Genomic DNA, 23533 nt, shown 5'->3' with positions numbered 1-23533 from the left:
GCGCCCGACGGCGTGCAGCGTGTGGCCCCGGATCGGCTTCGGCCGCCTATGCGAGATCCTGCGCGAGACTCATTTCGAGGAACTGCGAGGCAACCCGCGACGGCGCGCCGCCATGCGGCACGAGGATGGAGAAATGACGCGTGAGCGGCGCGGGCGCCAGCGAACGCAGCACGAGCGCCGCATCCTGATGACGCAGCGACATCGCGGACACGAACCCGACGCCCATCCCGGCACGCACGGCCTCCTTCACCGCCTCGACGCCCGCGATCTCGAACGCCACGCGCATCGGCGCGCCGCCATGCGCGAACGCACGCTCGACGAGCTGCCGCACGCCGGAGCCCTCCTCGCGCAGCACGAGCGGATGCGCGGCGAGCGCGTCAAGCGTCACGCCCGCATCGTAGCCGGGCTCGGCCAGCGGATGGCCGGCCGGCACGATCGCGACGATCTCGTCCTCGTGCCACGCATGCACGGCCGTGCCGGGCGGCAGCGCCTCGCCGGGCGGCCCTTCGATCATCGCGATGTCGAGCGACGGCAGCGCCGCGACCACGTCGGCCGTATTGCCGCTCATCGTCTGGATCGTCACGCGCGGCGCACGCGGCTGGAACGCCGCGATCAGGTACGGCAGCAGATAGCTCGCCGGCGTCGTGCTCGCGCCGATCCGCAGCGTGCCGGCCTCGAGGCCGCGCACCGCGTCGCGAAACGCGCGCGCCTGCGCGAACGTGTCGCGCTGCGCCTTCGCGTATTGCGCGAGCTGTTCGCCGATCGGCGTCAGCCGGATGCCGCGGCCGTCGCGCTGGTACAGCGGCTCGCCGAATTCGTCCTGCAGCAGCCGCAACTGGCCCGACACGGCCGGCTGCGACAGATGCAGCGCCACGGCGGCACGGCTGATGTTCAGGTGCTCGGCGACGGCCGCGAACGTTATCAGTTGATCCGGGGTCATGGGGATTAATTATCGGCTTTCCGGATAGTTTACGTCACAAATCACAATTTTTCATATCGATATAACAAAATTAGGATTACAGCATCGCAACACGCTCAATTACGGTGCTCCATGTCCACTGCCCCGACTCCCCATCTCAGCCACGCCGCGCCGTCGATGCGCGGCCAGTTGAACGGCGTGCTGTTCGTCGCGCTGTTCGCCGCCGCCGTCACGAGCCTGTCCGAGCTCCCCGCGATCGCGGGGCTCGGCCTGTCGCCGCTGATCGTCGGCATCGTCGCCGGCGCGCTGTACGGCAATGCGCTGCGCGACGGCATGCCGGCCAGCTGGGCAGCCGGCGTCAATTTCTCCGCGCGCAAGCTGCTGCGCATCGCGGTCGCGTTCTTCGGGTTGCGCGTGAGCCTGCAGGAAATCGCGCAGGTCGGCCTGCCGGGCCTGACGGTCTCGGTGCTGGTCGTCGTCAGCACGCTCGTGATCGGCACCTGGGCCGGCATGAAGCTGATGAAGCTCGACCGCGACGCGGCGCTGCTGACCGCCGCCGGCAGCGCGATCTGCGGCGCGGCCGCCGTGCTCGCGTTCGAGTCGACGCTGCAGTCGAAGCCGCACCAGAGCGCGATGGCCGTGGGCAGCGTCGTGCTGTTCGGCACGCTGTCGATGTTCCTGTACCCGATCGCGTATCACGCCGGGCTGCTGAACCTCGATCCGGCCGGCCTCGGCCTGTTCTTCGGCGGCACGATCCACGAGGTCGCGCAGGTGGTCGGCGCAGCCAGCGACATCTGCCCGCAGGTCGCGCACATCGCCACGATCGTCAAGATGACGCGCGTGATGCTGCTGGTCCCGGTGCTGCTCGTGCTCGGCTGGTGGCTCGCCCGCTCGGCCCGCGCGACGGCCGGCGGTGCGCAAGGCAAGCGCAAGGTGGCCGTGCCCTGGTTCGCGCTCGGCTTCCTCGGCTTCGTGATCGTCAATTCGCTGAACGTGCTGCCCACCGACGTCACGCATACGCTGAACGTGCTCGACACCTTCGCGCTGACGATGGCGATGACTGCGCTCGGCATCGAGACGCGCGTATCGCAGATCCGCGCAGCCGGCCCCCGTGCACTGGTAACCGGCCTGATCCTGTACGTGTGGCTGATCGCCGGCGGCTACGGGATCACCTGGGCCGTGCAGCACTGGCTTGGCTGAGCCGCCCGTCCGCAACACTTCGCGCGCCGCGCCCGACGGGATGGTCCCGCGGGCGCGGCGCGGTGCTATGCTTCGCGTCGTTTTCCATCGCCCCCTTTCAGCCGTGCTCTCGTTCCTGCTGAAGCTGCGCACTCGCGCCGAAACGCTGTTCCGCCTGTCGGACGCCCATACGATGCTGATCTGGTCGGCCATCGTCGGCGTCGGCGGCGCCTTCGCCACCATGGCGTTCCGCGAAGGCATCGACCTGATGCAGCGCCTGATCTCCGGGCACAGCGGCAGCTTCGTGCAGATGGCGAAGAGCCTGCCGTGGTACGTGCGGTTCTGGATGCCGGCCGCGGGCGGCTTCCTCGCCGGCTGCGTGCTGCTGCTCGCGACACGCGGCGACAAGCCGTCCGGCAAGACCGACTACATGGAATCCGTCGCGCTCGGCAACGGCATCGTGCCCGTGCGGCAGAGCCTGTGGCGCAGCGTGTCGTCGCTGTTGACGATCGGCAGCGGCGGCTCGATCGGCCGCGAAGGCCCGATGGTGCAGCTCGCGGCGCTTGCCGCGTCGCTCGTCGGCCGCTTCGTGCACTTCGACCCGCCGCGCCTGCGCCTGCTGGTCGCGTGCGGGGCAGCGGCCGGCATCACGTCCGCGTACAACGCGCCGATCGCCGGCGCGTTCTTCGTGTCGGAGATCGTGCTCGGCACGATCGCGATGGAGAGCTTCGGGCCGATGGTCGTCGCGTCGGTCGTCGCGAACATCGTGATGCGCGAATTCGCCGGCTATCGGCCGCCGTACGAAATGCCGGTGTTTCCGGCCGTCACGGGCGCCGAGGTGCTGCTGTTCGTCGTGCTCGGCGCGCTGTGCGGCGTGCTCGCGCCGCAGTTCCTGCACCTGCTCGACGCGTCGAAGAACCAGTTCAAGCGGCTGCCCGTGCCGCTGCCCCTGCGGCTCGCGCTCGGCGGCCTCGTCGTCGGCGTGATCTCGGTGTGGATTCCGGACGTATGGGGCAACGGCTACAGCGTCGTGAACCACATCCTTCATTCGCCGTGGACCTGGCAGGCGCTCGTCGCGGTACTCGTGTTCAAGGTGATCGCGACCGCCGCGACCGCCGGCTCGGGCGCGATCGGCGGCGTCTTCACGCCGACGCTGTTCGTCGGCGCGGTGTTCGGCTCGCTGTTCGGGCTCGCGATGCAAGCGCTGTGGCCCGGCCATACGTCGGCGTATTTCGCGTATGCGATCGTCGGGATGGGCGCGTTCATGGCGGGCGCCACGCAGGCGCCGCTGATGGCGATCCTGATGATCTTCGAGATGACGCTGAGCTATCAGGTCGTGCTGCCGCTGCTGGTGTCGTGCGTGTTCGCGTATTTCGTCGCACGCGCGACGGGCACGACGTCGATGTACGAGATCACGCTGCACCACTACCAGGACGCGCAGGAACGGCTGCGGCTGCGCACCACGCAGATGCGCGAGCTGATCCAGCCCGCGCAGACGGTCGTGCCGCTCACCGCGAGCGTCGCCGACATGACGCGCGTGTTTCTCGAATATCCGGTGAAGTATCTGTACGTGACCGACGACGCCGGGCGCTTCCGCGGCGCGGTCGCGCTGAAGGACATCACGTCCGACCTGCTCGACAAGCGCGACACGTCCGACAAGACGGCCGCGCATTACGCGCATACGCCGTTTCCGCTCCTCACGCCCGACATGCCGCTCGCGACGGCGCTCGAACGCTTCATGGCGTTCCAGGGCGAACGGCTGCCGGTGATCGAAAGCGAAGCCGAGCCGACGCTCGCGGGCGTCGTCTACAAGACGTCGCTGCTCGACGCGTACCGGCGGATGACCGGCGAGCGCTGACGTGCACGATGCGGCTCGGGCCTCACCGCGCCGCACCGCTTCATCGCATCCGGCCTGCCGCGGACGAACACGGCGCCCGCGAACCCGCTTCCTCGGTCAGTCCGGCGCGCGCCCCAGCACGACCCGCGCGAAGAACCCCGCGAGCACCGATTCGGCCACGTCGGCCGGCACGTGCTGCGGATCGGCCGTGTAGTACGACTGCACGCCGTCGCACAGGCACATCAGCCCGAACGCGAGCGTCTCGGCCGGCAGCAGCAGCGGCGTGCCCGAGCGCTCGGCGAAGCGCTGGATGAATTCGGCCATCTGCAGCCGCTTGCCATGCAGGAACTGGTTGAAGCGCACGCGGAATTTCGCGTCGCGCGCGGCCTGCAGCTTCGCCTCGCCCCACAGCAGCGAGAATTCGTCGTCGCGGAACAGCGTCCGGTAATGCGCGAGCGTCATCGACTCCATCTGTTCGCGCGTCCCGCCCTCGTCGAAGATCGCCTCGAAATCGGCCCGCACCGCCTCATGGTTGCGCTCCAGCAATTCCAGCAGCAGGTCCGACTTGCTGCGGAAATTCGAGTAGAACGCACCGCGCGTATAGCCGGCCGCGGCCGCGATGTCCTCGACGCTCGCAGCCACATAGCCTTTCTTCAGAAAAATGCGATGCGCGGCTTTCAGCAGACGTTCGCGCGTCTGGTCCCTGCTCTGCTCGCGAGTTAAGCGCTGTGGTTTCATGGCGCGCAGTCTAGCACCATTCCCCTTTCGGATTCATCTTTGCACTCAGATACAGGTGTGTATTAGAATCCGCCACAGTTTCTGAAATTGTTGTCCGCGCGCCGCTGTCGGCGCCGCTTGGGGCAAGCGCCCGTCGCGCTTGCCGGCTTCGTTCCGCTCCATCTCCCCTGGGGGTTTCGTGAATCGCTCCGGTTCCCGCGCCGCGCTGCTGATCGGCGTCGCGCTCTTCGTCGCCGCCTGTCATCCGAAAGAATCCGCGCCGCCCGCGCCGCGCCCCGTCGTCGCGCTGCCCGCGCATGCCGATGCCGTCGCGGCCGCGCGCACGCTGCCCGGCGAAATCCAGCCGCGCTACGCGACGCCGCTGTCGTTCCGCATCGCCGGCAAGATCGTCGAGCGCAAGGTGCGGCTCGGCGATACGGTCAAGGTCGGCCAGGTCGTCGCGCTGCTCGATCCGTCCGACGTCGAGAAAAACGCCGCGAGCGCGCAGGCGCAGCTCGATGCCGCGACGCACACCCTCGCGTTCGCGAAGCAGCAGCTCGACCGCGACCGCGCGCAGGCGCACGAAAACCTGATCGCGACCGCGCAGCTCGAGCAGACCCAGAACAGCTACACGTCGGCGCTCGCGCAGCGCGACCAGGCACAGCAGCAGCTCGCGCTCGCGAAGAACCAGCTCCGCTACGCGACGCTCGTCGCCGATCATGCCGGCTACATCACCGCCGAACAGGCCGACACCGGCCAGAACGTGTCGGCCGGCCAGGCCGTCTACCAGCTCGCGTGGTCCGGCGACGTGGACGTCGTCAGCGACGTGCCCGAAGCCGCGCTCGCGTCGCTCGCACCCGGCCATGCGGCGACCGTCATGCTGCCGTCGCTGCCGGACCGCCAGTTCGCGGCGAAGGTACGCGAAGTCGCGCCGGCCGCCGATCCGCAAAGCCGCACGTATCGCGTGAAGCTCACGCTCGCCGCGCCCGATCCGGCGATCCGCCTCGGAATGACCGCGAACGTCGCATTCGCCGGCACGCCGGTCGCCGGCGACGCGCAGCCGATCACGCTGCCCGCGACCGCGCTGTTCCACGACGGCGCGCAGCCGGCCGTGTGGGTCGTGCGCACGAAGGACGACACGCTCGAATTGCGCCGCGTCGACGTCGCGCGCTTCAACGAGCGCACCGTCACCGTGTCGCACGGGCTGCAGCCGGGCGAGCGCGTCGTGCTGCAGGGTGTGCATACGGTCAGCGCGGGCGAGAAGGTGCGCCCGATCGCGCCGCTGCATCCGGAGGACTTCGCATCGTGAGCGCCCCCCGCGAAGAAGGCCGGTTCAACCTGTCGGCGTGGGCACTGCGCCATCAGGCGCTCGTCGTCTACCTGATCGCGCTCGCGACGCTCGCGGGCATCCTCGCGTACACGCGGCTCGCGCAGTCCGAAGACCCGCCGTTCACGTTCCGCGTGATGGTGATCCGCACGTTCTGGCCCGGCGCGAGCGCGCGGCAGGTGCAGGAACAGGTGACCGACCGGATCGGCCGCAAGCTGCAGGAAACGCCGGCCATCGATTTCCTGCGCAGCTATTCGCGCCCCGGCGAATCGCTGATCTTCTTCACGATGAAGGATTCGGCGCCCGTGAAGGACGTGCCCGAGACCTGGTACCAGATCCGCAAGAAGGTCGGCGACATCGGCTATACGCTGCCGCCCGGCGTGCAGGGCCCGTTCTTCAACGACGAATTCGGCGACGTCTACACCAACATCTGGACGCTCGAAGGCGACGGCTTCTCGCCCGCGCAGCTGCACGACTACGCGGACCAGCTGCGCACCGTGCTGCTGCGCGTGCCGGGCGTCGGCAAGGTCGACTATTTCGGCGACCCCGACCAGCGGATCTTCATCGAGGTGAACAACGCGCAGCTCACGCGCCTCGGCATCTCGCCGCAGCAGCTCGGGCAGGCGATCAACGCGCAGAACGACATCTCGTCGGCCGGCGTGCTGACGACCGCCGACGATCGCGTGTTCGTGCGGCCGAGCGGCCAGTTCGACAACGTCGACGCGATCGCCGATACGCTGATCCGCATCAACGGCCGCACGTTCCGGCTCGGCGATCTCGCGACGATCAAGCGAGGCTACGACGATCCGGTCGTCACGCAGATGCGCGCGGCCGGCAAGGCGGTGCTCGGCATCGGCGTGACGATGCAGCCGGGCGGCGACGTGATCCGGCTCGGCAAGGCGCTCGACGCCGAATCGAAGGACCTGCAGGCGCGGTTGCCGGCCGGCCTCAAGCTGGTCGAGGTGTCGAGCATGCCGCACGCGGTCGCGCATTCGGTCGACGACTTCCTCGAGGCGGTCGCCGAAGCCGTCGCGATCGTGCTGGTCGTGAGCCTCGTGTCGCTCGGCCTGCGCACCGGGATGGTCGTCGTGATCTCGATTCCGGTCGTGCTCGCGGTCACTGCCCTGTTCATGTACCTGTTCGACATCGGGCTGCACAAGGTGTCGCTCGGCACGCTCGTGCTCGCGCTCGGGCTGCTCGTCGACGACGCGATCATCGCGGTCGAGATGATGGCCGTGAAGCTCGAACAGGGCTACAGCCGCGCGCGCGCCGCCGCGTTCGCGTACACCAGCACCGCGTTCCCGATGCTGACGGGCACGCTCGTCACGGTGTCGGGCTTCCTGCCGATCGCACTCGCGAAATCGAGCACCGGCGAATACACGCGCTCGATCTTCGAGGTGTCGGCGATCGCGCTGATCGCGTCGTGGTTCGCGGCCGTCGTGCTGATCCCGCTGCTCGGCTACCACATGCTGCCCGAGCGCAAGCGGCAGGCGCACGAGGCGCACCTGCCCGACGACCACGAGCACGACATCTACGACACGCGCTTCTACCGGCGGCTGCGCGGCTGGGTCGACTGGTGCATCGAGCGGCGCTTCGTCGTGCTGCTGATCACGGGCGCCCTGTTCGTCGTGTCGCTGATGGGTTTCTCGCTGGTGCCGCAGCAGTTCTTCCCGAGTTCGGACCGGCCCGAGCTGCTGGTCGACCTGCGGCTGCCCGAGGGCGCGTCGTTCGCGGCGACGCTGCGCGAAACCGAACGCCTCGAGAAGGCGATCGACAAGCGCCCCGAGATCGATCATTCGGTGAACTTCGTCGGCAGCGGCGCGCCGCGCTTCTACCTGCCGCTCGACCAGCAGCTGCAACTGCCGAACTTCGCGCAGTTCGTGATCACCGCGAAATCGGTCGAGGATCGCGAAAAGCTCGCGACCTGGCTCGAAACCACGTTGCGCGACCGGTTCCCGGCCGTGCGCTGGCGGCTGTCGCGGCTCGAGAACGGCCCGCCGGTCGGCTATCCGGTGCAGTTCCGCGTGAGCGGCGACAGCATCGCGACGGTCCGCTCGATCGCCGAGAAGGTCGCGGCGACGATGCGCGGCGATGCGCGCACGGTCAACGTGCAGTTCGACTGGGACGAGCCGGCAGAGCGCTCGGTGCGCTTCGAGATCGACCAGAAGAAGGCGCGCGAGCTGAACGTCACGTCGCAGGACGTGTCGAGCTTCCTCGCGATGACGCTGTCCGGCACGACCGTCACGCAGTACCGCGAGCGCGACAAGCTGATCGCGGTCGACCTGCGCGCACCGCAGGCCGACCGCGTCGATCCGGCCAAGCTCGCGGGCCTCGCGCTGCCGACGCCGAACGGCCCGGTGCCGCTCGGCTCGCTCGGCCGCTTCGAGCCGACGCTCGAATACGGCGTCGTGTGGGAACGCGACCGCCAGCCGACCATCACCGTGCAGTCGGACGTGCGCGCCGGCGCACAGGGCATCGACGTCACGCATGCGGTCGACGCGAAGCTGAACGCGCTGCGCGCGCAGTTGCCGGTCGGCTATCAGATCAACATCGGCGGCTCGGTCGAGGAAAGCGCGAAGGCGCAGAACTCGATCAACGCGCAGATGCCGCTGATGGCGATCGCCGTGTTCACGCTGCTGATGATCCAGCTGCAGAGCTTCTCGCGCGTGCTGATGGTCGTGCTGACCGCGCCGCTCGGGCTGATCGGCGTGGTCGCTACGCTGCTGCTGTTCGGGCAGCCATTCGGCTTCGTCGCGATGCTCGGCGTGATCGCGATGTTCGGGATCATCATGCGCAACTCGGTGATCCTGGTCGACCAGATCGAGCAGGACATCGCGGTCGGCCACGGCCGCGTCGACGCGATCATCGGCGCGACGGTGCGGCGCTTCCGCCCGATCACGCTGACGGCCGCGGCCGCCGTGCTCGCGCTGATCCCGCTGCTGCGCTCGAACTTCTTCGGGCCGATGGCGACCGCGCTGATGGGCGGCATCACGAGCGCGACCGTGCTGACGCTGTTCTACCTGCCTGCGCTGTACGCGACGTGGTTCCGCGTGAAGCGCGACGAACGCGACCCGCAGGACGGCCCGCCGCATGACGGCAGCACGCCGTCCGCGCCGTCGGGAGCCTGACCATGGATGTGTCGATGAACCTGAAAACCCAAGCCGTGCGCGCACTCGCGGCCGCGAGCCTCGCCGGGCCCCTGGCCGGCTGCGCGTGGTTCGCGCCGAGCGGCGAGCCACCCGCGATGCCGTCGCCCGCGCATTACGGCGCGGTGCCGCAAGTCCAGCAGACCGTGTCCGCGCAAGGCGTCGCGCAGCAGTTCGAAGTCGGCGCGCAACCGGTGCCCGTCTGGTGGAAGCAGTACCGTTCCGATGCGCTGAACGCGCTCGTCGACGAAGGGCTGCGCAACAGCCCGACGCTCGGCGCGGCGTCGCATTCGCTGGATGCCGCGCGCGAGCAGTTGCGCGGGCAGATCGGCAGCTCGATGCTGCCGTCGATCGACGCGGTCGGCCAGGCCACGCGCCAGCGTGCGCTCGGCGTGCCGATTCCGGCACTCGGCGCACCGACCTTGCTGTACGACACGTTCGTCGGGCAACTGCAGGCGAGCTACACGGTCGACCTGTTCGGCGCCTCCCGCTTCGCGAACCGCGCGCTCGCGAAACGCGTCGATGTCAGTGCGTTCCAGCTCGAATCCGCGCGGCGCGCGCTGGCCGCGAACATCGTCACCGCGTCGATCACGGTCTCGGTGCTCAACGCGCAGATCGACACGACCGAGCGGCTCGTCGCGCTCGCGAACGACCAGGCGCACGACGCCGAACGCCGCTACGCGCTCGGCTCGGCGTCGCGCAGCGACGCGCTGAACGCGCGGCAAAGCGCCGACACGTTCGCGGCAAGCCTTCCCGCGCTGCGCCAGCAGCGCGACTCGGCGCGCCATGCGCTCGCGGTGCTGGTCGGCCGCACGCCCGACCGGCCGCCGGCCGATCTCACGCTCGCCGATCTGCACCTGCCCGAACAGGTGCCCGTCGTCGTGCCGTCGGACCTGCTGCAAAGCCGCCCGGACATCCAGGCGGCCGACGCGGGGCTGAAGGCGGCCGCTGCCGAAGTGGGCGTCGCGACCGCACAGTTGTTCCCGCAACTTTCGCTGTCGGCGGCGATGGGCAAAGGCGGCTTCAGCTGGCCGGCCATGCTGTCGGGCGCCGGCGCGATCTGGAACGTCGGCGCGTCGCTGAGCCAGCCGATCTTCCACGGCGGCGCGCTGCTCGCGCAGCGCCGCGCGGCGAAGGCCACCTACGAGGCCGCGGTCGACCAGTACAAGCAGGCCGTGCTCGGCGCGTTCCAGAACGTCGCCGATTCGCTCGCGGCGCTCGAACACGATGCCCAGGCGCTCGACGCGTCGTCCCGCGCCGCGCTGTCCGCACGCGGCGCATACGACGACGCAGCCGCCCGCGTGCGGCTCGGCGCGCTGCCGCCGTCGGCCGCGCGCGCCAGCGAACTGCAGTACCGCAACGCGCGGCTCGACGAGATCCGCGCGACCGGCGCGCGGTTCGCGGATACCGCGCGACTCTATCAGGCGATGGGCACGCCGCCGGCCGACAAGGCCGGCAAGGCGGCCGGCGACGACGCAACCGGCAAGGAAGCGCGCACCGCCGAGCCCGACACCGCGCCTTCGCCGCAATAAGCCGGCCCTTCGATCGGGCGCGCGCGGTCAACCCGTCGCGCGCCCGATTTCCGATCTTCCGCTTGACCCTCACGTAGCGTAACGTTCGAGACTCCAGTGTGCGTACCGAACGGAGGAACGAATGCAGCTGAAAGTGGGAGAACTGGCGAAACGCAGCGGGCTGACCGTCCGCACGCTTCATCACTATCACGCGATCGGCCTGCTGACGCCTTCGGCACGTGCCGACAACGGCTACCGGCTGTACGACCGCCACGACATCGCCCGGCTCCACCAGATCCAGGCGCTGCGTCGCTTCGGACTGTCGCTCACCGAAATCGGCGACTACCTGAACCAGCCCGGCACCCCGCTCGTCGATCTCGTCGCGAAGCAGATCGCGCTGCTCGACCGTCAGCTCGCGCAAACCGCGCAGCTGCGCGAGCGGCTCGTGAGCCTGCACGCGCAGCTCGCCGCCGGAACGGAGCCGGAGCTGACCGATTGGCTCACCACACTGGAGTTGATGACCGTGTACGACAAATATTTTTCCGAGGAAGAACTCGCGCGCATGCCGATGTACCGAAAGAGCCAGGCGGGCGACGCGGAATGGATCGCGCTCGTCGGCGAGGTCCGCGCGCTGCACGACGCGGGCGTGCCGCCCGAGGACGAGCGCGCCCGTGCGCTCGCCGGCCGCTGGATGGCGCTGCTCGTGCGCGACACGAACAACGACCCTCGGCTGCTGGCGAAGTTGAACCTGATGCACGAGCGCGAACCGGCGATGCAGTCGAAGATCGGCATTTCGACCGCGCTGCGCGACTATGTGCTGCGCGCGACAGCCGAAACGAAGATGCGGATCTTCGAGAAGTATCTCGCGCCGGACGAGATCCGCTTCATGCGCGTGCACTACGGCGAACGCGCGATGGAATGGCCGCAACTGATGGCCGACGTGCGCGACGCGATCGACGCGGGCGCGACGCCCGATTCGCCGGAAGGCCGCGCGCTCGCGCAGCGCTGGCTCGACCTGTTCTGCAGCTATGCGGGCCACGATCCGGCCACGCACGCGAAATTCCGTCACGCGATGATGAACGAGCCGGCGCTGACGAAGGACTCGTGGGTCGACGACACGCTGCTCGGCTTCATCCGCGAGGCGATGGCGCAGTTGGTGCCGGCGCGCTGATCGCGTGATGCCCGGGCGGGTGCGTGGCGGTTTCGCGCGCCGCCCGGGCGGGCCGTCACGGTAACCGGCAGCCAGTCCGGCCGACGGTCGATCGCGCAACGAGACCGCCGCGCAACCCGCGCACACGCACCACGGTTCGAGCCGCACGCTTCACCACTTGCAGCCCGTATCGCGAACCGCATCCAGCGCGAGCATCGGCAGCGCAAGCAAGCCTGCGCCCGAATATGCGCTTCGGCAATCGGCGCGACGCGCCCCCGACATTCCGCCTGCCAGCTTTTCGTCGACCGAATTGCGGCGTGACGCCGGGGGTCCGGACGATGCGCCCAACGCTCCGACCGCCGCGGCCGCTGGACTGTGCGGCGTCGCGCGCCGCGCGCCGATCGTCGCCAGATCGCTCCCCCAGTCGAGCTCGGGCATTGACGCACGCTCCGACCGGCTTTCGCGCTGATCCGGCGTGCGGGTTGCGCGCGCCGCCCTTTGCGTGTCCGACGCGCGCGGCATTTCGGAAAGCGAACGTGTCACGATGCGCGGCGTCGCCGCAGCGCCGGAGCGGCGCGCCGATTCACGCGTACCGGGTACGCGTGCGTCAGGCGCGGTGCGCCCGTCTGCCTTCGTAGCGCGCGCATGCTCCGGCGTAACCGGAATCAACCGGACGCTCAGCGCGATCCTGTCCGATTCGTCGATCTTTTTTGCAGCCGAGCCGGCCGCCGTCGGCATCCACTGAAGCGCGAACCACCCGAGCACGTGGGCCGATAAAGCGACCACTGCGGCGACTGCAACGATCCCCGACCGGCGACGCCGCGCCGCGTCGGCAGTCCGCCGTGGCGGCACATCAATCCGGCTCGCCGCCGCCGTCATCGCTGAACGCGAGCAGGTCGCCGGGTTGGCAATCGAGATAGCGGCAGATGGCTTCAAGCGTAGCGAAACGGATGCCCTTGACCTTCCCCTGCTTGAGCAACGACAGATTCTGCTCGGTGATGCCGACCGCCGCCGCGAGATCCTTCGAGCGGACCTTGCGGGTCGCGAGCATCACGTCGAGCTTGACCACGATCGTCATGGCGCGCCTCAGACGAACTGCCGATGTTCGGCGTCGAGTTCGCTCGCCTGCCGGAGAATGTGCGCGATCACCGCAATACAGGCTGCCGTAAACAGCGCGACGACGTAAGGCATGCTGAAGCCGATGCTGACCACGCGATGGCCGACCGGCTCGCGCATCGTCGCCCACACGCTCAGGAGCGGTTCGCACAACAGGCTCAGCAGCACCCACAGGCCGATCGCACGGCCCGTCTTGCCGAGATGGCCTGCCGCCTGCGCGGAGAAATAGTCACGGCGCGCATAAGTCCGGAACAGCGCTCGCAGATGGCGCAGGCCGTTCGCGAGCGCGACGAGCGGCACGCTCGACAGCAGGATGCCGACCGCCTTCTGCCACCACGGGAAAGCAGCGACATCCACGTGCAGGTTCGACATTACCGAGTCCGTGAGGCCGAATACGAAACCGGGCCCGGAGTCGCCCGCGCTCAGCGACGGAAACGCCCAGCAAGCAGCGTTGAGCACCAGCATGGCGACGATGAACCACAGCGTAACGGCAGCCATGCGCTGGCTGATGCGGGCAATACGATCGGAATGCATGCGACATCCTCTTCGACGGTGGTGAACACGCATCGATTGTACGTCGATAATTATCGCAAAACGATAATTATTTTTCGTATTACATGAATTTATGCTCGCCGAGCATGTTCGTCATCGATACGCCGGAACACCCGCTCACCCGCCGCGCGTGCCCAGCCCAAGCGCCTTCAACCGCCGGTACAACGTGCGCTCGCTCATCCCCGTGCGCTCGGCCAGCGCCTTGCGCGTGCCGGTGAATTCGCCGGCGACCCGCACCAGTTCGGCATCCGTCAGCGCGCCCGCCGCGCCCGCGCCATCCTGCTGCGCCGCCGATGCCGCCACGAGCTCGGCCGGCAGATGCTCGACCCGGATCGTCCCGTCGTCCGCGAACAGGCATGCGCGTTCGAGCACGTTGCGCAGTTCGCGGATGTTGCCCGGCCACGCATACGCGTCGAGGCACGCACGCGCGCGCTCGGTCAGCACGAAGGGCCGGGCCGCGAACGGCCGCGCGCCCGCATCGCCCGCGCTCGCGCGCGCGTTTGCGATCCGCCGCAGGATCGATTCGGCGAGCAACGCGACGTCGCCCTGCCGTTCGCGCAGCGCCGGCAGCGGAATCGGAAACGCGCTGATCCGGTAGTAGAGGTCCTGCCGGAACCGGCCGTCGTCGATCATCTCGCGCAGCGGCTTGTGCGTGGCCGCGACGAGCCGGAAATCCGCGCGCAGCGCCTCGACGCCGCCGACGCGCCGGAACGTGCCCGACTCGATCAGCCGCAGCAGCTTCACCTGCATCGGCAGCGGCACGTCGCCGATCTCGTCGAGAAACAGCGTGCCGCCCTGCGCGGTCTCGACGAGGCCCGGCTTGCGCTGGTTCGCGCCCGTGAACGCGCCCTTCTCATAGCCGAACAGTTCGCTCTCGAACAGCGTCTCGGCGATCCCCGAGCAATCGACGACGACGAACGGCCCCATCGCGCGATCGCTCGCCTCGTGCAGCGCGCGGGCGAACAGTTCCTTGCCGGTGCCCGACTCGCCGAGCAACAGCACCGGCAACAGCGACGGCGCGACGCGCTGCAGTGCGCCGAGCGCCGCGTTGAACGCGTCGGCGCCGCCGACGAGCCCTTCCGCGCTCGGCTGCGCGGACGCGCTGCGTACCGTCGTCAGCCGCTCGACATACGCGATCACGTTGCCGTCCGCATCGAAGATGGGCCGCAGTTCGACGTCGACGTGCTCGGGGCCGCGCGGCGTGTGGTGGATGTGCAGCACGCGGTTCAGCCCGCGAGATTCGAGCGCCTGCTTCATCGGGCAATGCTCGCCGGCCTGATCGCACGGCACGTCGTAGTGATGCGAGACCTGGAAGCAGTGGCGACCCACGTGCTCGACGCCCGCCACGCCGAACTGGCGCCGGTACGCATCGTTCGCCGCGAGGATGCGGTAGTCGGGATCGACGACGATCATCGGCTGCGGGTCCTGCTCCAGATAGGCGACGAGCGCGCGGACGTCGGGCGTGACATCGCGGCGCGGCGCGGGAACGATCGGGATGGTGTCGTGCGGATTCATGCGGACGCTCGGTGACGGTTCTGCCGGACGGACTGCCAGGCTGACTGCCAATTCTGCCACGACACTGCCAGATATGGCAGTCAACATGTTCGACCGGCTGGCGCCCACGCCCGCGCAGCGCGATGGCCGCGCCGAAAACCCGAGCCGAATCAAGTCTCTGGCCCATCGGCCGACGCCGCGGTACCGGTTGGCACGGTTCTTGAGTTAGAGATCCCGATTGCAAATGCAGAACCCGATCGAGGACACCCCGTGAGCAACGCCACCACGCTGTCGGTCGAAGGCTTTTTCGACCCGGCGACCCACACCGTCAGCTATCTCCTGCTCGATACGGCGAGCCGCGCGTGCGCGCTGATCGACAGCGTGCTCGACTACGACCCGAAATCCGGCCGCACGCGCACCGCGAGCGCCGACCGGCTGATCGCGCGCGTCGCCGAACTCGGCGCGACCGTACACTGGCTGCTGGAGACGCACGTGCATGCCGACCACCTGTCGGCCGCGCCGTACCTGAAGGCACGGGTTGGCGGCCGGATCGCGATCGGTTCGCACGTGCGCCGCGTGCAGCACGTCTTCGGCACGCTGTTCAACGCGGGCCCCGGCTTCGCCGAGGACGGCCGCCAGTTCGACCGGCTCGTCGACGACGGCGACACGCTCGCGCTCGGCACGCTGACGATCCGCGCGCTGCACACGCCGGGCCACACGCCCGCGTGCATGACCTACTGCGTCGACGACGCGACGCAGCGCGCGGCGTTCGTCGGCGACACGCTGTTCATGCCCGACTACGGCACGGCCCGCTGCGACTTCCCCGGCGGCGACGCGCGCACGCTGTACCGCTCGATCTCCCGCGTGCTCGCGCTGCCGCCCGACACGCGCCTGTACCTGTGCCACGACTACCAGCCGGGCGGCCGCGACGTGCAGTTCGTGACGACCGTCGCCGAGCAGCGCCGCGCGAACGTGCACGTGAAAGACGGCGTGACCGAGGACGATTTCGTCGCGATGCGCACCGCGCGCGATGCGACGCTCGACATGCCGGTGCTGATGCTGCCGTCCGTGCAGGTCAACATGCGCGCCGGCCATCTGCCGGAGCCCGAAAACAATGGCGTGCGCTACCTGAAGATCCCGCTCGACGCGATCTGAGCGCCGCCCCCCCCAACCGAGAACCCCGACATGACCACCATCCGCAAGCTGACCGACGCGCTGTCGGTCTCGCCGCAGATCGCGGCGGCCGACCTGCCCGCGCTGCACGCGGCGGGCATCCGCGCGATCGTCTGCAACCGGCCCGACGGCGAAGGCCCCGACCAGCCGACCGTCACCGAGATCCGCGCGGCCGCCGCGCCGCTCGGCATCGACGTGCATTACCTGCCGGTCGATACGGGCAAGGTGACCGACGACCAGGCCGCGCAGTTCGGCGCGCTCGTCGCGTCGCTCGACGGCCCGGTGCTCGCATACTGCCGCAGCGGCACGCGCTCGGCCACGCTGTGGGCGCTGTCGCAAGCGGGCCTGCGCCCGCTGAACGACATCGTCGCGACGGCCGACGCGGCCGGTTACGACCTGCGCGCGCTCGCGTCGCGCGTCGCGCAAGGCGGCAGGCAGGCGGCGCCGGCCGTCGATGCGCGGCACGACATCGTGATCGTCGGCGCGGGCGCGGCCGGTATCGCGGTCGCATCGAGCCTGCTCGCGCGCGACGCGTCGCTCGACATCGCGGTGATCGATCCGGCCGACGTCCATTACTACCAGCCGGGCTGGACGATGGTCGGCGCGGGTGTGTTCCGGCCCGAGACCACCGCGCGCCGGATGACCGACTTGCTGCCGCGCGGCGTGCACCGGATCCAGGCTGCCGTCGCCGGCTTCGAGCCCGACGCGCACACGGTCGTGCTCGACGGCTGCCGGCGCATCGGCTACCGCAAGCTCGTCGTGTGTCCGGGGCTCAAGCTCGACTGGCACGCGATCGAAGGCCTCGCCGACACGCTCGGCCGCAACGGCGTCACGTCGAACTACCGCTACGATCTCGCGCCGTACACGTGGGAGCTCGTTCGTACGTTCCGCGGCGGCAACGCACTCTTCACGCAGCCGCCGATGCCGATCAAGTGCGCGGGCGCGCCGCAGAAGGCGATGTACCTGTCGTGCGACCACTGGCGGCGCGCGGGGCGCCTCGAGGCCGCGAACGTCGAGTTCCTGAATGCGGGCGGCGCGCTGTTCGGCGTCGCCGACTACGTGCCCGCGCTGATGGAGTACGTGAAAAGCTACGACATCGCGCTGTCGTTCGGCCACAACCTCGTCGCGATCGACGGGCCCGCGCGCCGCGCGACGTTCGTGCGTGCGCTGCCGGACGGCGGCAAGGAAACCGTCGTGCGTTCGTTCGACATGATCCACGTCGTGCCGCCGCAGAAGGCGCCCGACTTCGTGCGTTCGAGCCCGCTCGCCGACGCGGCCGGCTGGATCGACGTCGATCCGGCGACGCTGCGGCACAAGCACTTTCCGGACATCTACGCGCTCGGCGACGCCACCAACACGACCAATGCGAAGACGGCCGCGGCCGCCCGCAAGCAGGCGCCCGTCGTCGCGCACAACCTGCTCGCATCGCTCGGCCGCGCGCACGGCGACGCCGCGTACGACGGCTATGGCTCGTGCCCGCTCACCGTCGAGCGCGGCAAGATCGTGCTCGCCGAATTCCTGTACGGCGGCAAGGTCGCGCCGACCTTCCCCGCATGGCTGATCGACGGCCGCCGCCCGTCGCGGCTCGCGTGGCTGCTCAAGGAACGCGTGCTGCCGCCGCTCTACTGGAAGGCGATGCTCAAGGGCCGCGAATGGCTCGCGAAGCCCGCGATCGCACGTTGAGCGGAGCCCGATGACGTCATGCTGATTTCCCTCGTACTGGGCGGCTTCGTCGGCGCCGTGCTCGGCCTGACCGGCGCCGGCGGCGGCATTCTCGCGGTGCCCGCACTCGTCGTCGGCATGAGCTGGCCGATGCAGCAGGCCACGCCCGTCGCGCTTGTCGCGGTGGCCGGCAGTGCCGCGCTCGGCGCGCTCGAAGGCTTCCGCCGCGGGCTCGTGCGCTATCGCGCCGCGCTGCTGATGGCCGTGGCCGGCGTGCCGCTGACCACGCTCGGCGTGCGGCTCGCGCACGTGCTGCCGCAGCGCCTGCTGCTCGCGCTGTTCGCGCTGACGATGCTGATCGTCGCCGGCCGCCTGCTGCGGCAGGCGCTGCGACACGCGAGCGTCGACACGGACGCGTCGCCGCTGTGCGTCGGTCGCGTGAATCCCGATACGGGCCGTCTCGTGTGGTCCTGGCCGGTCGGCTTCGCGCTCGCGTCGACCGGCGCGGTAACCGGCCTGATGACGGGGCTGCTCGGCGTCGGCGGCGGCTTCGTGATCGTGCCGATGCTGCGCAAGTTCACGAACGTGTCGATGCACGGCATCGTCGCGACGTCGCTGATGGTGATCGCGCTGGTCGGCACCGGCGGCGTGTTCGCGACGCTCGTGTCGGGCACGCGCGCGCCGCTCGACGTGACGCTGTGGTTCACCATCGCGACCGCGCTCGGCATGGCCGCCGGACGCGGTGCGTCGCGGCACCTCGCCGCGCGACACGTGCAGGCCGGCTTCGCGGCCGTGCTCGTGTGCGTCGCGCTCGGAATGCTGGCGAAGGCGACGTTCGGCGCGTGAACCTCCGGCGGCTGCAGGTCAGCGCCGCCAAACAAAACGCCCGGCCCGACTCGTCGTCGGCACCGGGCGTTTTTCGTTGCGGCCGCAACCTGCGCATCAGGTCGCGAATCCCGCCATCCGCTTGCGCTCTTGCCGCAGCATCACGAAGTTCGCGATCACGACGCCGGCCGTCACCGCGACGATGAACAGCGTCGCGAGCGCGTTCATCTCCGGGTTCAGCCCGAGGCGCACGCGCGAGAACACGACGAGCGGCAGCGTCGTCGAACCGGGGCCCGACAGGAACGCCGACAGCACGAGGTCGTCGATCGACAGCGTGAACGACAGCAGCCAGCCCGCGATCAGCGCCTGCGAGATCAGCGGCAGCGTGATCGTGAAGAACACCTTCAGCGGCGTCGCACCGAGATCGAGCGCGGCTTCTTCCAGCGACGGATTCAGCTCGCGCACGCGCGACTGCACGATGATCGCGACATACGAGATGCACAGCATCACGTGGCCGAGCCAGATCGTGAAGATGCCGCGTTCGGCCGGCCAGCCGATCCACTTCGCGAGCTCGATGAACAGCAGCAGCAGCGAGATCCCCTGGATCACCTCGGGAATCACGAGCGGCGCGTTGATCATCCCGCTGAACAGCGCGAAGCCGCGAAAGCGCCCCATCCGCGCGAGCACGAAGCCAGCCCACGTGCCGATGAACACCGACGCGAACGCGGTCAGCATGCCGATCTTCAACGACAGCCACGCGGCCGTCAGCAGTTCGTCGTCCTCGACGAGCGCCGAGTACCAGCGGAACGAAAAACCCGACCACACGGTGACGAGCTTCGACTCGTTGAACGAATAGACGATCAGGCTGAGGATCGGGATGTACAGGAACGCGAAGCCGGCAAACAGCACCGCGAACTGCAGGTAACGATTCGGCTTCATCGACGGGCCTCCTGCTCCTTCGCCTGGAAGTGCTGGAACATCGCCATCGGCACGAGCAGCAGCAGCACCATCGCGCAGGTCACGGCCGACGCCATCGGCCAGTCCGCGTTGTTGAAGAACTCATTCCACATCACGCGGCCGATCATCAGCGTGTTCGCGCCGCCGAGCAGTTCCGGAATCACGTACTCGCCGACCGCCGGGATGAACACCAGCAGGCAACCCGCGATGATCCCGTTCTTCGACAGCGGCAGCGTGATCTGCACGAACGCCTTCCACGGTTTCGCGCCGAGGTCGTATGCGGCTTCGAGCAGGCGCAGGTCCATCTTCACGAGGTGCGCGTAGAGCGGCATCACGAGGAACGGCAGGTACGAATACACCATCCCGATGTACACCGCGTAGTTCGTGCGGTACAGCTCGATCGGCGTATGGGTCAGGCCGATCCACATCAGGAAGTTGTTCAGCAACCCGTTGTTCTTCAGGATGCCGATCCATGCATACACGCGGATCAGGAACGACGTCCAGAACGGCAGCATCACGCCCATCATCAGCAGGTTGCGGGTCGCCGGGTTCGAGCGCGCGATGTAGTACGCCATCGGATAGCCGATCAGCAGACACAGCAGCGTCGTGACCGCGGCCACCCACACCGAGTTCACGTAGGTCGCGAAATACAGGCTGTCCGTGAACAGGAACGCGTAGTGCGACAGGTTCAGCGCGACGTGCACGACGCCGTCCGCATACGACGCGAGCTCCGTGTACGGCGGGATGCCGAGCTGCAGCTCCGCGAAGCTGATCTTGACGACCAGCACGAACGGCACGAGGAAGAACAGCACGAGCCACGTGAACGGCCCGGCGACGACCGCCGTGGCGCCCGTCAGGTTGAAGCGCCGCACCGGCCACTCGAGCAGGGACTTGAACGCGCTCATGACGTCAGCACCACGCCTGCGGTCGCGCTCCAGCGCACGTAGATCTCGTCGCCGAGCGACGGCGTGTCGAGCTCCGAAATCGCGAGGCTCGATACGTTCGCGATCACCGTCTTGCCCGCGTCGAGCTTAACGTGATACAGCGAATAACCGCCCATGTACGCGACATTGCCGATCCTGCCGCGCGCCCAGTTGAACGCGCCTTCGGGCGGCTTGCGCGTGAGCGCGATCCGCTCGGGGCGCACCGACACCGTGACCGGCATCCCGAGCGGGCCCGAGATCCCGTGGCTCACGTACAGCCGGCTCGGCAGCTCCGGCGATTCGATGTACACGTGGTCGGGTTCGTCCTCGACGGTCATGCCGTCGAACAGGTTCGTCGAGCCGATGAACTCGGCCGAGAAGCGGCTGTTCGGATATTCGTAGACCTCGTTCGGCGAACCGATCTGCACGATCTGCCCTTCGCTCATCACCGCGAGGCGGTTCGCCATCGTCATCGCTTCTTCCTGGTCGTGCGTGACCATGATGCAGGTGACGCCGACCTTGTTCAGGATGTTGACGAGCTCGATCTGCGTGCGCTGGCGAATCTGCTTGTCGAGCGCGGACATCGGCTCGTCGAGCAGCAGCAGCTTCGGGCGCTTGACCAGCGAACGCGCAAGCGCGACGCGCTGCTGCTGGCCGCCGGAGAGCTGATGCGGCTTGCGCTTCGCGTACTTGCTCATCTGCACGAGTTCGAGCGCCGCATGCACGCGCTCCTTCAGCTCGGCCTTCGGCACGCCTTCCTGCTTCAGGCCGAACGCGACGTTCGACTCGACCGACATGTGCGGGAACAGCGCATACGACTGGAACATCATGTTCACGGGCCGCTTGTACGGCGGCATCTGCGCGAGGTCCTCGCCGTCGATCAGGATCTTGCCCGACGTGACCGTCTCGAGGCCCGCGAGCATGCGCAGCAACGTCGACTTGCCGCAGCCCGAGCTGCCGAGCAGCGCGAACAGCTCGCCCCGGCGCACGGTCAGGTTGACGCTGCGCACGGCTTCGGTGTCGCCGAATTTCTTCACGACGTCGACGATCTGGACAAAGTTCTCGGCGCGCGCATCGGCGCCGGAGGAGGAAACGGAGGACGGTGCGCCCGCGACCGGCGCACCCGACTGGCTATTCATGATGTGCTGCTTCTCTCCTGCGTTTAACGAACAAAGCCCCCGGGGGCACCAGGGGCTTCATGACTGCTGGGGGAACGCCGGCTCGCGTCAGCGGCCCGACTTCAGCTCGGTCCACAGACGCGTCTGCAGGCGCTGGATTTCAGGCGGCAGCGGCTTGAGCAGGAACAGCGTCTTCACGACGTCGGCCGGCGGGTAGACGGCCGGATCGTTCGCGACGTCGGGCCGCACGTACTTGCGTGCCTCGGCGTTGGCGCTCGGGTAGTACACCGCGTTCGTGATCGCCGCGTGCACCTTCGGATCCTCGATGTAGTTGATCCACTGCAGCGCGGCATCCTTGTTCTTCGCGTCCTTCGGGATCGCCATCACGTCGAACCACACCGGCGCGCCGCCCTTCGGAATGTAGTACTCGATCTTGTACGGCTTCTTCGCCTCGATCGCGCGATGCTTCGCGATCACGACGTCGCCCGACCAGCCGAACGCGAAGCAGATGTCGCCGCCGACCAGATCGTTGATGTAGCCCGACGAGTTGAATTGCGTGATGTACGGGCGGATCTTCTTCAGCACTTCCATCGCGGCCTTGTAGTCGGCCGGATTCGTGCTCATCGGATCCTTGCCGATGTAGTGCAGCGTCGCCGCGAACATCTGGTCGGGCGCATCGAGCACCGACACGCCGCAGGTCTTCAGCTTCGAGATGTTTTCCGGCTTGAACAGGATGTCCCAGTTGTCGAGCGGGACCTTGCCGAGCGCCTGCTGCGCCTTGGTCATGTTGTACGCGAGACCCGTCGTGCCGTACGCCCAGGGCACCGAGTACTTGTTGCCCGGGTCCGCGCCTGCGACGAGCGCCATCAGTTGCGGATCGAGGTACTTGAGGTTCGGCAGCTTCGACTTGTCGAGCGGCGCGAAGATGCCGGCGGCGATCTGCTTGCCCGCGTAGTTGCTGGTCGGCACGACGATGTCGTAGCCCGAACTGCCCGTCAGCAGCTTCGCCTGCAGCGTGTCGTCGCTGTCGTAGTTGTCGTAGCGGACCTTGACGCCCGCCTGCTTCTCGAAGTTCGGGATCGTGTCCTTCGCAATGTAGTCCGACCAGTTATAGACATTGAGCTGCGTATCCTTCGCCGCTGCCGCCGATGCACCCACGCACAGCGCGAGCGCTGCGAACCGGCCCACTACCTTTGCTTTCATCCCGTTCTCCCTCCGGCCGGACCGTTTGTCCGGCTGCCGTCTGCCTCGTCACGGCGGCGCATTCTGGTGCTCCGCCCCTCGAAAACCCCGAAAACTACCACCATTCGCGCTCCGTCACAAAAAAATCATGCCGGTGTCGCGCAAACGGAACAGATTACCGCCGCCGGCCAGTCAGGCCGCTCGTGCGGTTGGGCATTCCGAGGGGAATTCTATCGGGTAATCGACGGCTGTCCACCGGGAAAAACAGGCAGCGGCGCAACCGCATTCGCCGGCTGCTCGGGTCGCGCGCCCAACGGCTTGTGCGCGCCGCCGTTTCACCGGTGAAAATCTCGGCGCGCTGCGGCCCCGGCGCCTGGCGGGCGGCCTTGTCGGCCAGCCGTTGCCGTGCTTCCGCGCCGGACCGACCGGCCGCACTGTCGTGACGATGCGCCGGTACCGCATGCCGGCCGCACCCGCCGGGCCGATCGGCCACGATGCATTAAAATGGCGGCTGACGACTCAACCGCGCGAACCCTCCCGATGGCCTCCAATCTCCACGACCTGCCCGACAGCCCCTGCATCGGCGTGTGCTCGACCCTCTTCGACGAAGTCTGCAAGGGCTGCGGCCGCACGGCCGCCGAAGTGTCGAACTGGGTCTTCCTGAGCGACGACGAGAAGCGCGCGGTGTGGGAGCGCATCACGCGCGAAGGCACCGCGATGCGCTTCCAGTACGACAAGCTGTAAA

The 23533-nt window shown here is 68.4% G+C and carries 20 protein-coding genes; 10 read left to right on the top strand and 10 right to left on the bottom strand.

Annotated elements, in window-relative coordinates:
* Positions 1-46 precede the first annotated feature (46 nt).
* Positions 47-940: a LysR family transcriptional regulator gene (locus tag ACNQQL_RS10550; RefSeq protein ID WP_347064078.1), complete on the bottom strand. Its 894-nt coding sequence runs from the start codon at positions 938-940 to the stop codon at positions 47-49.
* A gap of 111 nt (positions 941-1051) precedes the next feature.
* Here ACNQQL_RS10550 and ACNQQL_RS10545 point away from each other — a divergent pair, with 111 nt between their 5' ends.
* A complete protein-coding gene (locus tag ACNQQL_RS10545; protein WP_347064077.1) occupies positions 1052-2119 on the top strand; it encodes a YeiH family protein in 1068 nt (355 codons plus the stop codon).
* A 103-nt stretch (positions 2120-2222) separates the two neighbouring features.
* Positions 2223-3956, top strand: a complete 1734-nt coding sequence (locus ACNQQL_RS10540; protein WP_204426370.1) for a ClcB-like voltage-gated chloride channel protein — start codon at positions 2223-2225, stop codon at positions 3954-3956.
* Positions 3957-4052: 96 nt separating this feature from the next.
* Here the strand turns inward: ACNQQL_RS10540 and ACNQQL_RS10535 are convergent, their stop codons facing one another.
* Complete coding sequence (locus tag ACNQQL_RS10535; protein WP_034181360.1) at positions 4053-4673, bottom strand: TetR/AcrR family transcriptional regulator; 621 nt, start codon at positions 4671-4673, stop codon at positions 4053-4055.
* Positions 4674-4851: 178 nt separating this feature from the next.
* On the opposite strand from ACNQQL_RS10535, the gene ACNQQL_RS10530 reads away from it, so the two are divergent.
* The 4 genes from ACNQQL_RS10530 to ACNQQL_RS10515 all read left to right on the top strand — a co-directional run bounded on the left by ACNQQL_RS10530 (position 4852) and on the right by ACNQQL_RS10515 (position 11807).
* The gene (locus ACNQQL_RS10530) at positions 4852-5961 is read left to right on the top strand and encodes an efflux RND transporter periplasmic adaptor subunit (protein WP_347064076.1); all 1110 of its coding nucleotides are present in this window, start codon (positions 4852-4854) and stop codon (positions 5959-5961) included.
* Entirely contained in the window at positions 5958-9107 is a 3150-nt protein-coding gene (locus ACNQQL_RS10525) for an efflux RND transporter permease subunit (protein WP_347064075.1), read from the top strand. Before ACNQQL_RS10530 ends, ACNQQL_RS10525 begins: the two co-directional genes overlap by 4 nt.
* A 2-nt stretch (positions 9108-9109) precedes the next feature.
* Positions 9110-10657 (top strand): efflux transporter outer membrane subunit, encoded by a 1548-nt coding sequence (locus ACNQQL_RS10520; RefSeq protein ID WP_347064074.1) that lies wholly within the window; start codon positions 9110-9112, stop codon positions 10655-10657.
* Positions 10658-10778: 121 nt separating this feature from the next.
* Complete coding sequence (locus ACNQQL_RS10515; protein ID WP_347064073.1) at positions 10779-11807, top strand: MerR family transcriptional regulator; 1029 nt, start codon at positions 10779-10781, stop codon at positions 11805-11807.
* A 150-nt stretch (positions 11808-11957) separates the two neighbouring features.
* On the opposite strand, the gene ACNQQL_RS10510 is transcribed toward ACNQQL_RS10515, so the two are convergent.
* From ACNQQL_RS10510 to ACNQQL_RS10495, 4 genes are all read right to left on the bottom strand, one after another.
* Complete coding sequence (locus tag ACNQQL_RS10510) at positions 11958-12665, bottom strand: hypothetical protein (RefSeq protein ID WP_347064072.1); 708 nt, start codon at positions 12663-12665, stop codon at positions 11958-11960.
* Positions 12640-12864 (bottom strand): helix-turn-helix domain-containing protein, encoded by a 225-nt coding sequence (locus ACNQQL_RS10505; RefSeq protein ID WP_006488139.1) that lies wholly within the window; start codon positions 12862-12864, stop codon positions 12640-12642. The genes ACNQQL_RS10510 and ACNQQL_RS10505 overlap by 26 nt, the downstream gene beginning before the upstream one ends.
* An 8-nt stretch (positions 12865-12872) precedes the next feature.
* Positions 12873-13436: a DUF2975 domain-containing protein gene (locus ACNQQL_RS10500; protein WP_347064071.1), complete on the bottom strand. Its 564-nt coding sequence runs from the start codon at positions 13434-13436 to the stop codon at positions 12873-12875.
* 135 nt (positions 13437-13571) lie between these two features.
* Complete coding sequence (locus ACNQQL_RS10495; RefSeq protein ID WP_347064070.1) at positions 13572-14969, bottom strand: sigma-54 interaction domain-containing protein; 1398 nt, start codon at positions 14967-14969, stop codon at positions 13572-13574.
* 249 nt (positions 14970-15218) lie between these two features.
* On the opposite strand from ACNQQL_RS10495, the gene ACNQQL_RS10490 reads away from it, so the two are divergent.
* Genes ACNQQL_RS10490 through ACNQQL_RS10480 form a run of 3 tightly spaced genes read left to right on the top strand, consistent with a single transcriptional unit; the run spans position 15219 to position 18629 of the window.
* Positions 15219-16103, top strand: coding sequence for an MBL fold metallo-hydrolase (locus tag ACNQQL_RS10490; protein ID WP_347064069.1), 885 nt, complete (start codon positions 15219-15221; stop codon positions 16101-16103).
* A gap of 30 nt (positions 16104-16133) precedes the next feature.
* Complete coding sequence (locus tag ACNQQL_RS10485) at positions 16134-17804, top strand: bifunctional protein tyrosine phosphatase family protein/NAD(P)/FAD-dependent oxidoreductase (RefSeq protein ID WP_347064068.1); 1671 nt, start codon at positions 16134-16136, stop codon at positions 17802-17804.
* Between the two features lie 18 nt (positions 17805-17822).
* Complete coding sequence (locus tag ACNQQL_RS10480) at positions 17823-18629, top strand: sulfite exporter TauE/SafE family protein (RefSeq protein WP_347064067.1); 807 nt, start codon at positions 17823-17825, stop codon at positions 18627-18629.
* 96 nt (positions 18630-18725) lie between these two features.
* Here ACNQQL_RS10480 and ACNQQL_RS10475 read toward each other — a convergent pair whose 3' ends face one another.
* The 4 genes from ACNQQL_RS10475 to ACNQQL_RS10460 form a co-directional block, all read right to left on the bottom strand.
* Complete coding sequence (locus tag ACNQQL_RS10475) at positions 18726-19547, bottom strand: ABC transporter permease subunit (protein ID WP_347064066.1); 822 nt, start codon at positions 19545-19547, stop codon at positions 18726-18728.
* Entirely contained in the window at positions 19544-20470 is a 927-nt protein-coding gene (locus ACNQQL_RS10470) for an ABC transporter permease subunit (protein WP_072441279.1), read from the bottom strand. The genes ACNQQL_RS10475 and ACNQQL_RS10470 overlap by 4 nt, the downstream gene beginning before the upstream one ends.
* The gene (locus ACNQQL_RS10465) at positions 20467-21627 is read right to left on the bottom strand and encodes an ABC transporter ATP-binding protein (protein ID WP_072441282.1); all 1161 of its coding nucleotides are present in this window, start codon (positions 21625-21627) and stop codon (positions 20467-20469) included. Before ACNQQL_RS10465 ends, ACNQQL_RS10470 begins: the two co-directional genes overlap by 4 nt.
* 87 nt (positions 21628-21714) lie before the next feature.
* Positions 21715-22809 carry a polyamine ABC transporter substrate-binding protein gene (locus ACNQQL_RS10460; RefSeq protein ID WP_175961323.1) on the bottom strand — a complete coding sequence of 365 codons (1095 nt, stop codon included), beginning with the start codon at positions 22807-22809 and terminating at the stop codon, positions 21715-21717.
* 519 nt (positions 22810-23328) lie between these two features.
* Here ACNQQL_RS10460 and ACNQQL_RS10455 point away from each other — a divergent pair.
* Positions 23329-23532, top strand: a complete 204-nt coding sequence (locus ACNQQL_RS10455; RefSeq protein ID WP_006493160.1) for a DUF1289 domain-containing protein — start codon at positions 23329-23331, stop codon at positions 23530-23532.
* Position 23533: the final 1 nt, after the last annotated feature.

Origin of the sequence: Burkholderia sp. LFS061, from assembly GCF_047978125.1 — a bacterium.
In the GTDB taxonomy this organism is placed as follows: domain Bacteria; phylum Pseudomonadota; class Gammaproteobacteria; order Burkholderiales; family Burkholderiaceae; genus Burkholderia; species Burkholderia pyrrocinia_C.
This window is presented reverse-complemented; position numbering and strand designations above follow the sequence as displayed.

Bases quoted from the DNA above. Each gene is read 5' to 3' on its own strand.
- ACNQQL_RS10500 (WP_347064071.1), bottom strand. From the start codon at position 13,436: ATGCATTCCGATCGTATTGCCCGCATCAGCCAGCGCATGGCTGCCGTT.
- ACNQQL_RS10485 (WP_347064068.1), top strand. From the start codon at position 16,134: ATGACCACCATCCGCAAGCTGACCGACGCGCTGTCGGTCTCGCCGCAG.
- ACNQQL_RS10545 (WP_347064077.1), top strand. From the start codon at position 1,052: ATGTCCACTGCCCCGACTCCCCATCTCAGCCACGCCGCGCCGTCGATG.
- ACNQQL_RS10515 (WP_347064073.1), top strand. From the start codon at position 10,779: ATGCAGCTGAAAGTGGGAGAACTGGCGAAACGCAGCGGGCTGACCGTC.
- ACNQQL_RS10535 (WP_034181360.1), bottom strand. From the start codon at position 4,673: ATGAAACCACAGCGCTTAACTCGCGAGCAGAGCAGGGACCAGACGCGC.
- ACNQQL_RS10510 (WP_347064072.1), bottom strand. From the start codon at position 12,665: ATGACGGCGGCGGCGAGCCGGATTGATGTGCCGCCACGGCGGACTGCC.
- ACNQQL_RS10470 (WP_072441279.1), bottom strand. From the start codon at position 20,470: ATGAGCGCGTTCAAGTCCCTGCTCGAGTGGCCGGTGCGGCGCTTCAAC.
- ACNQQL_RS10455 (WP_006493160.1), top strand. From the start codon at position 23,329: ATGGCCTCCAATCTCCACGACCTGCCCGACAGCCCCTGCATCGGCGTG.
- ACNQQL_RS10495 (WP_347064070.1), bottom strand. From the start codon at position 14,969: ATGAATCCGCACGACACCATCCCGATCGTTCCCGCGCCGCGCCGCGAT.
- ACNQQL_RS10480 (WP_347064067.1), top strand. From the start codon at position 17,823: ATGCTGATTTCCCTCGTACTGGGCGGCTTCGTCGGCGCCGTGCTCGGC.
- ACNQQL_RS10465 (WP_072441282.1), bottom strand. From the start codon at position 21,627: ATGAATAGCCAGTCGGGTGCGCCGGTCGCGGGCGCACCGTCCTCCGTT.
- ACNQQL_RS10475 (WP_347064066.1), bottom strand. From the start codon at position 19,547: ATGAAGCCGAATCGTTACCTGCAGTTCGCGGTGCTGTTTGCCGGCTTC.
- ACNQQL_RS10550 (WP_347064078.1), bottom strand. From the start codon at position 940: ATGACCCCGGATCAACTGATAACGTTCGCGGCCGTCGCCGAGCACCTG.
- ACNQQL_RS10520 (WP_347064074.1), top strand. From the start codon at position 9,110: ATGGATGTGTCGATGAACCTGAAAACCCAAGCCGTGCGCGCACTCGCG.
- ACNQQL_RS10460 (WP_175961323.1), bottom strand. From the start codon at position 22,809: ATGAAAGCAAAGGTAGTGGGCCGGTTCGCAGCGCTCGCGCTGTGCGTG.
- ACNQQL_RS10505 (WP_006488139.1), bottom strand. From the start codon at position 12,864: ATGACGATCGTGGTCAAGCTCGACGTGATGCTCGCGACCCGCAAGGTC.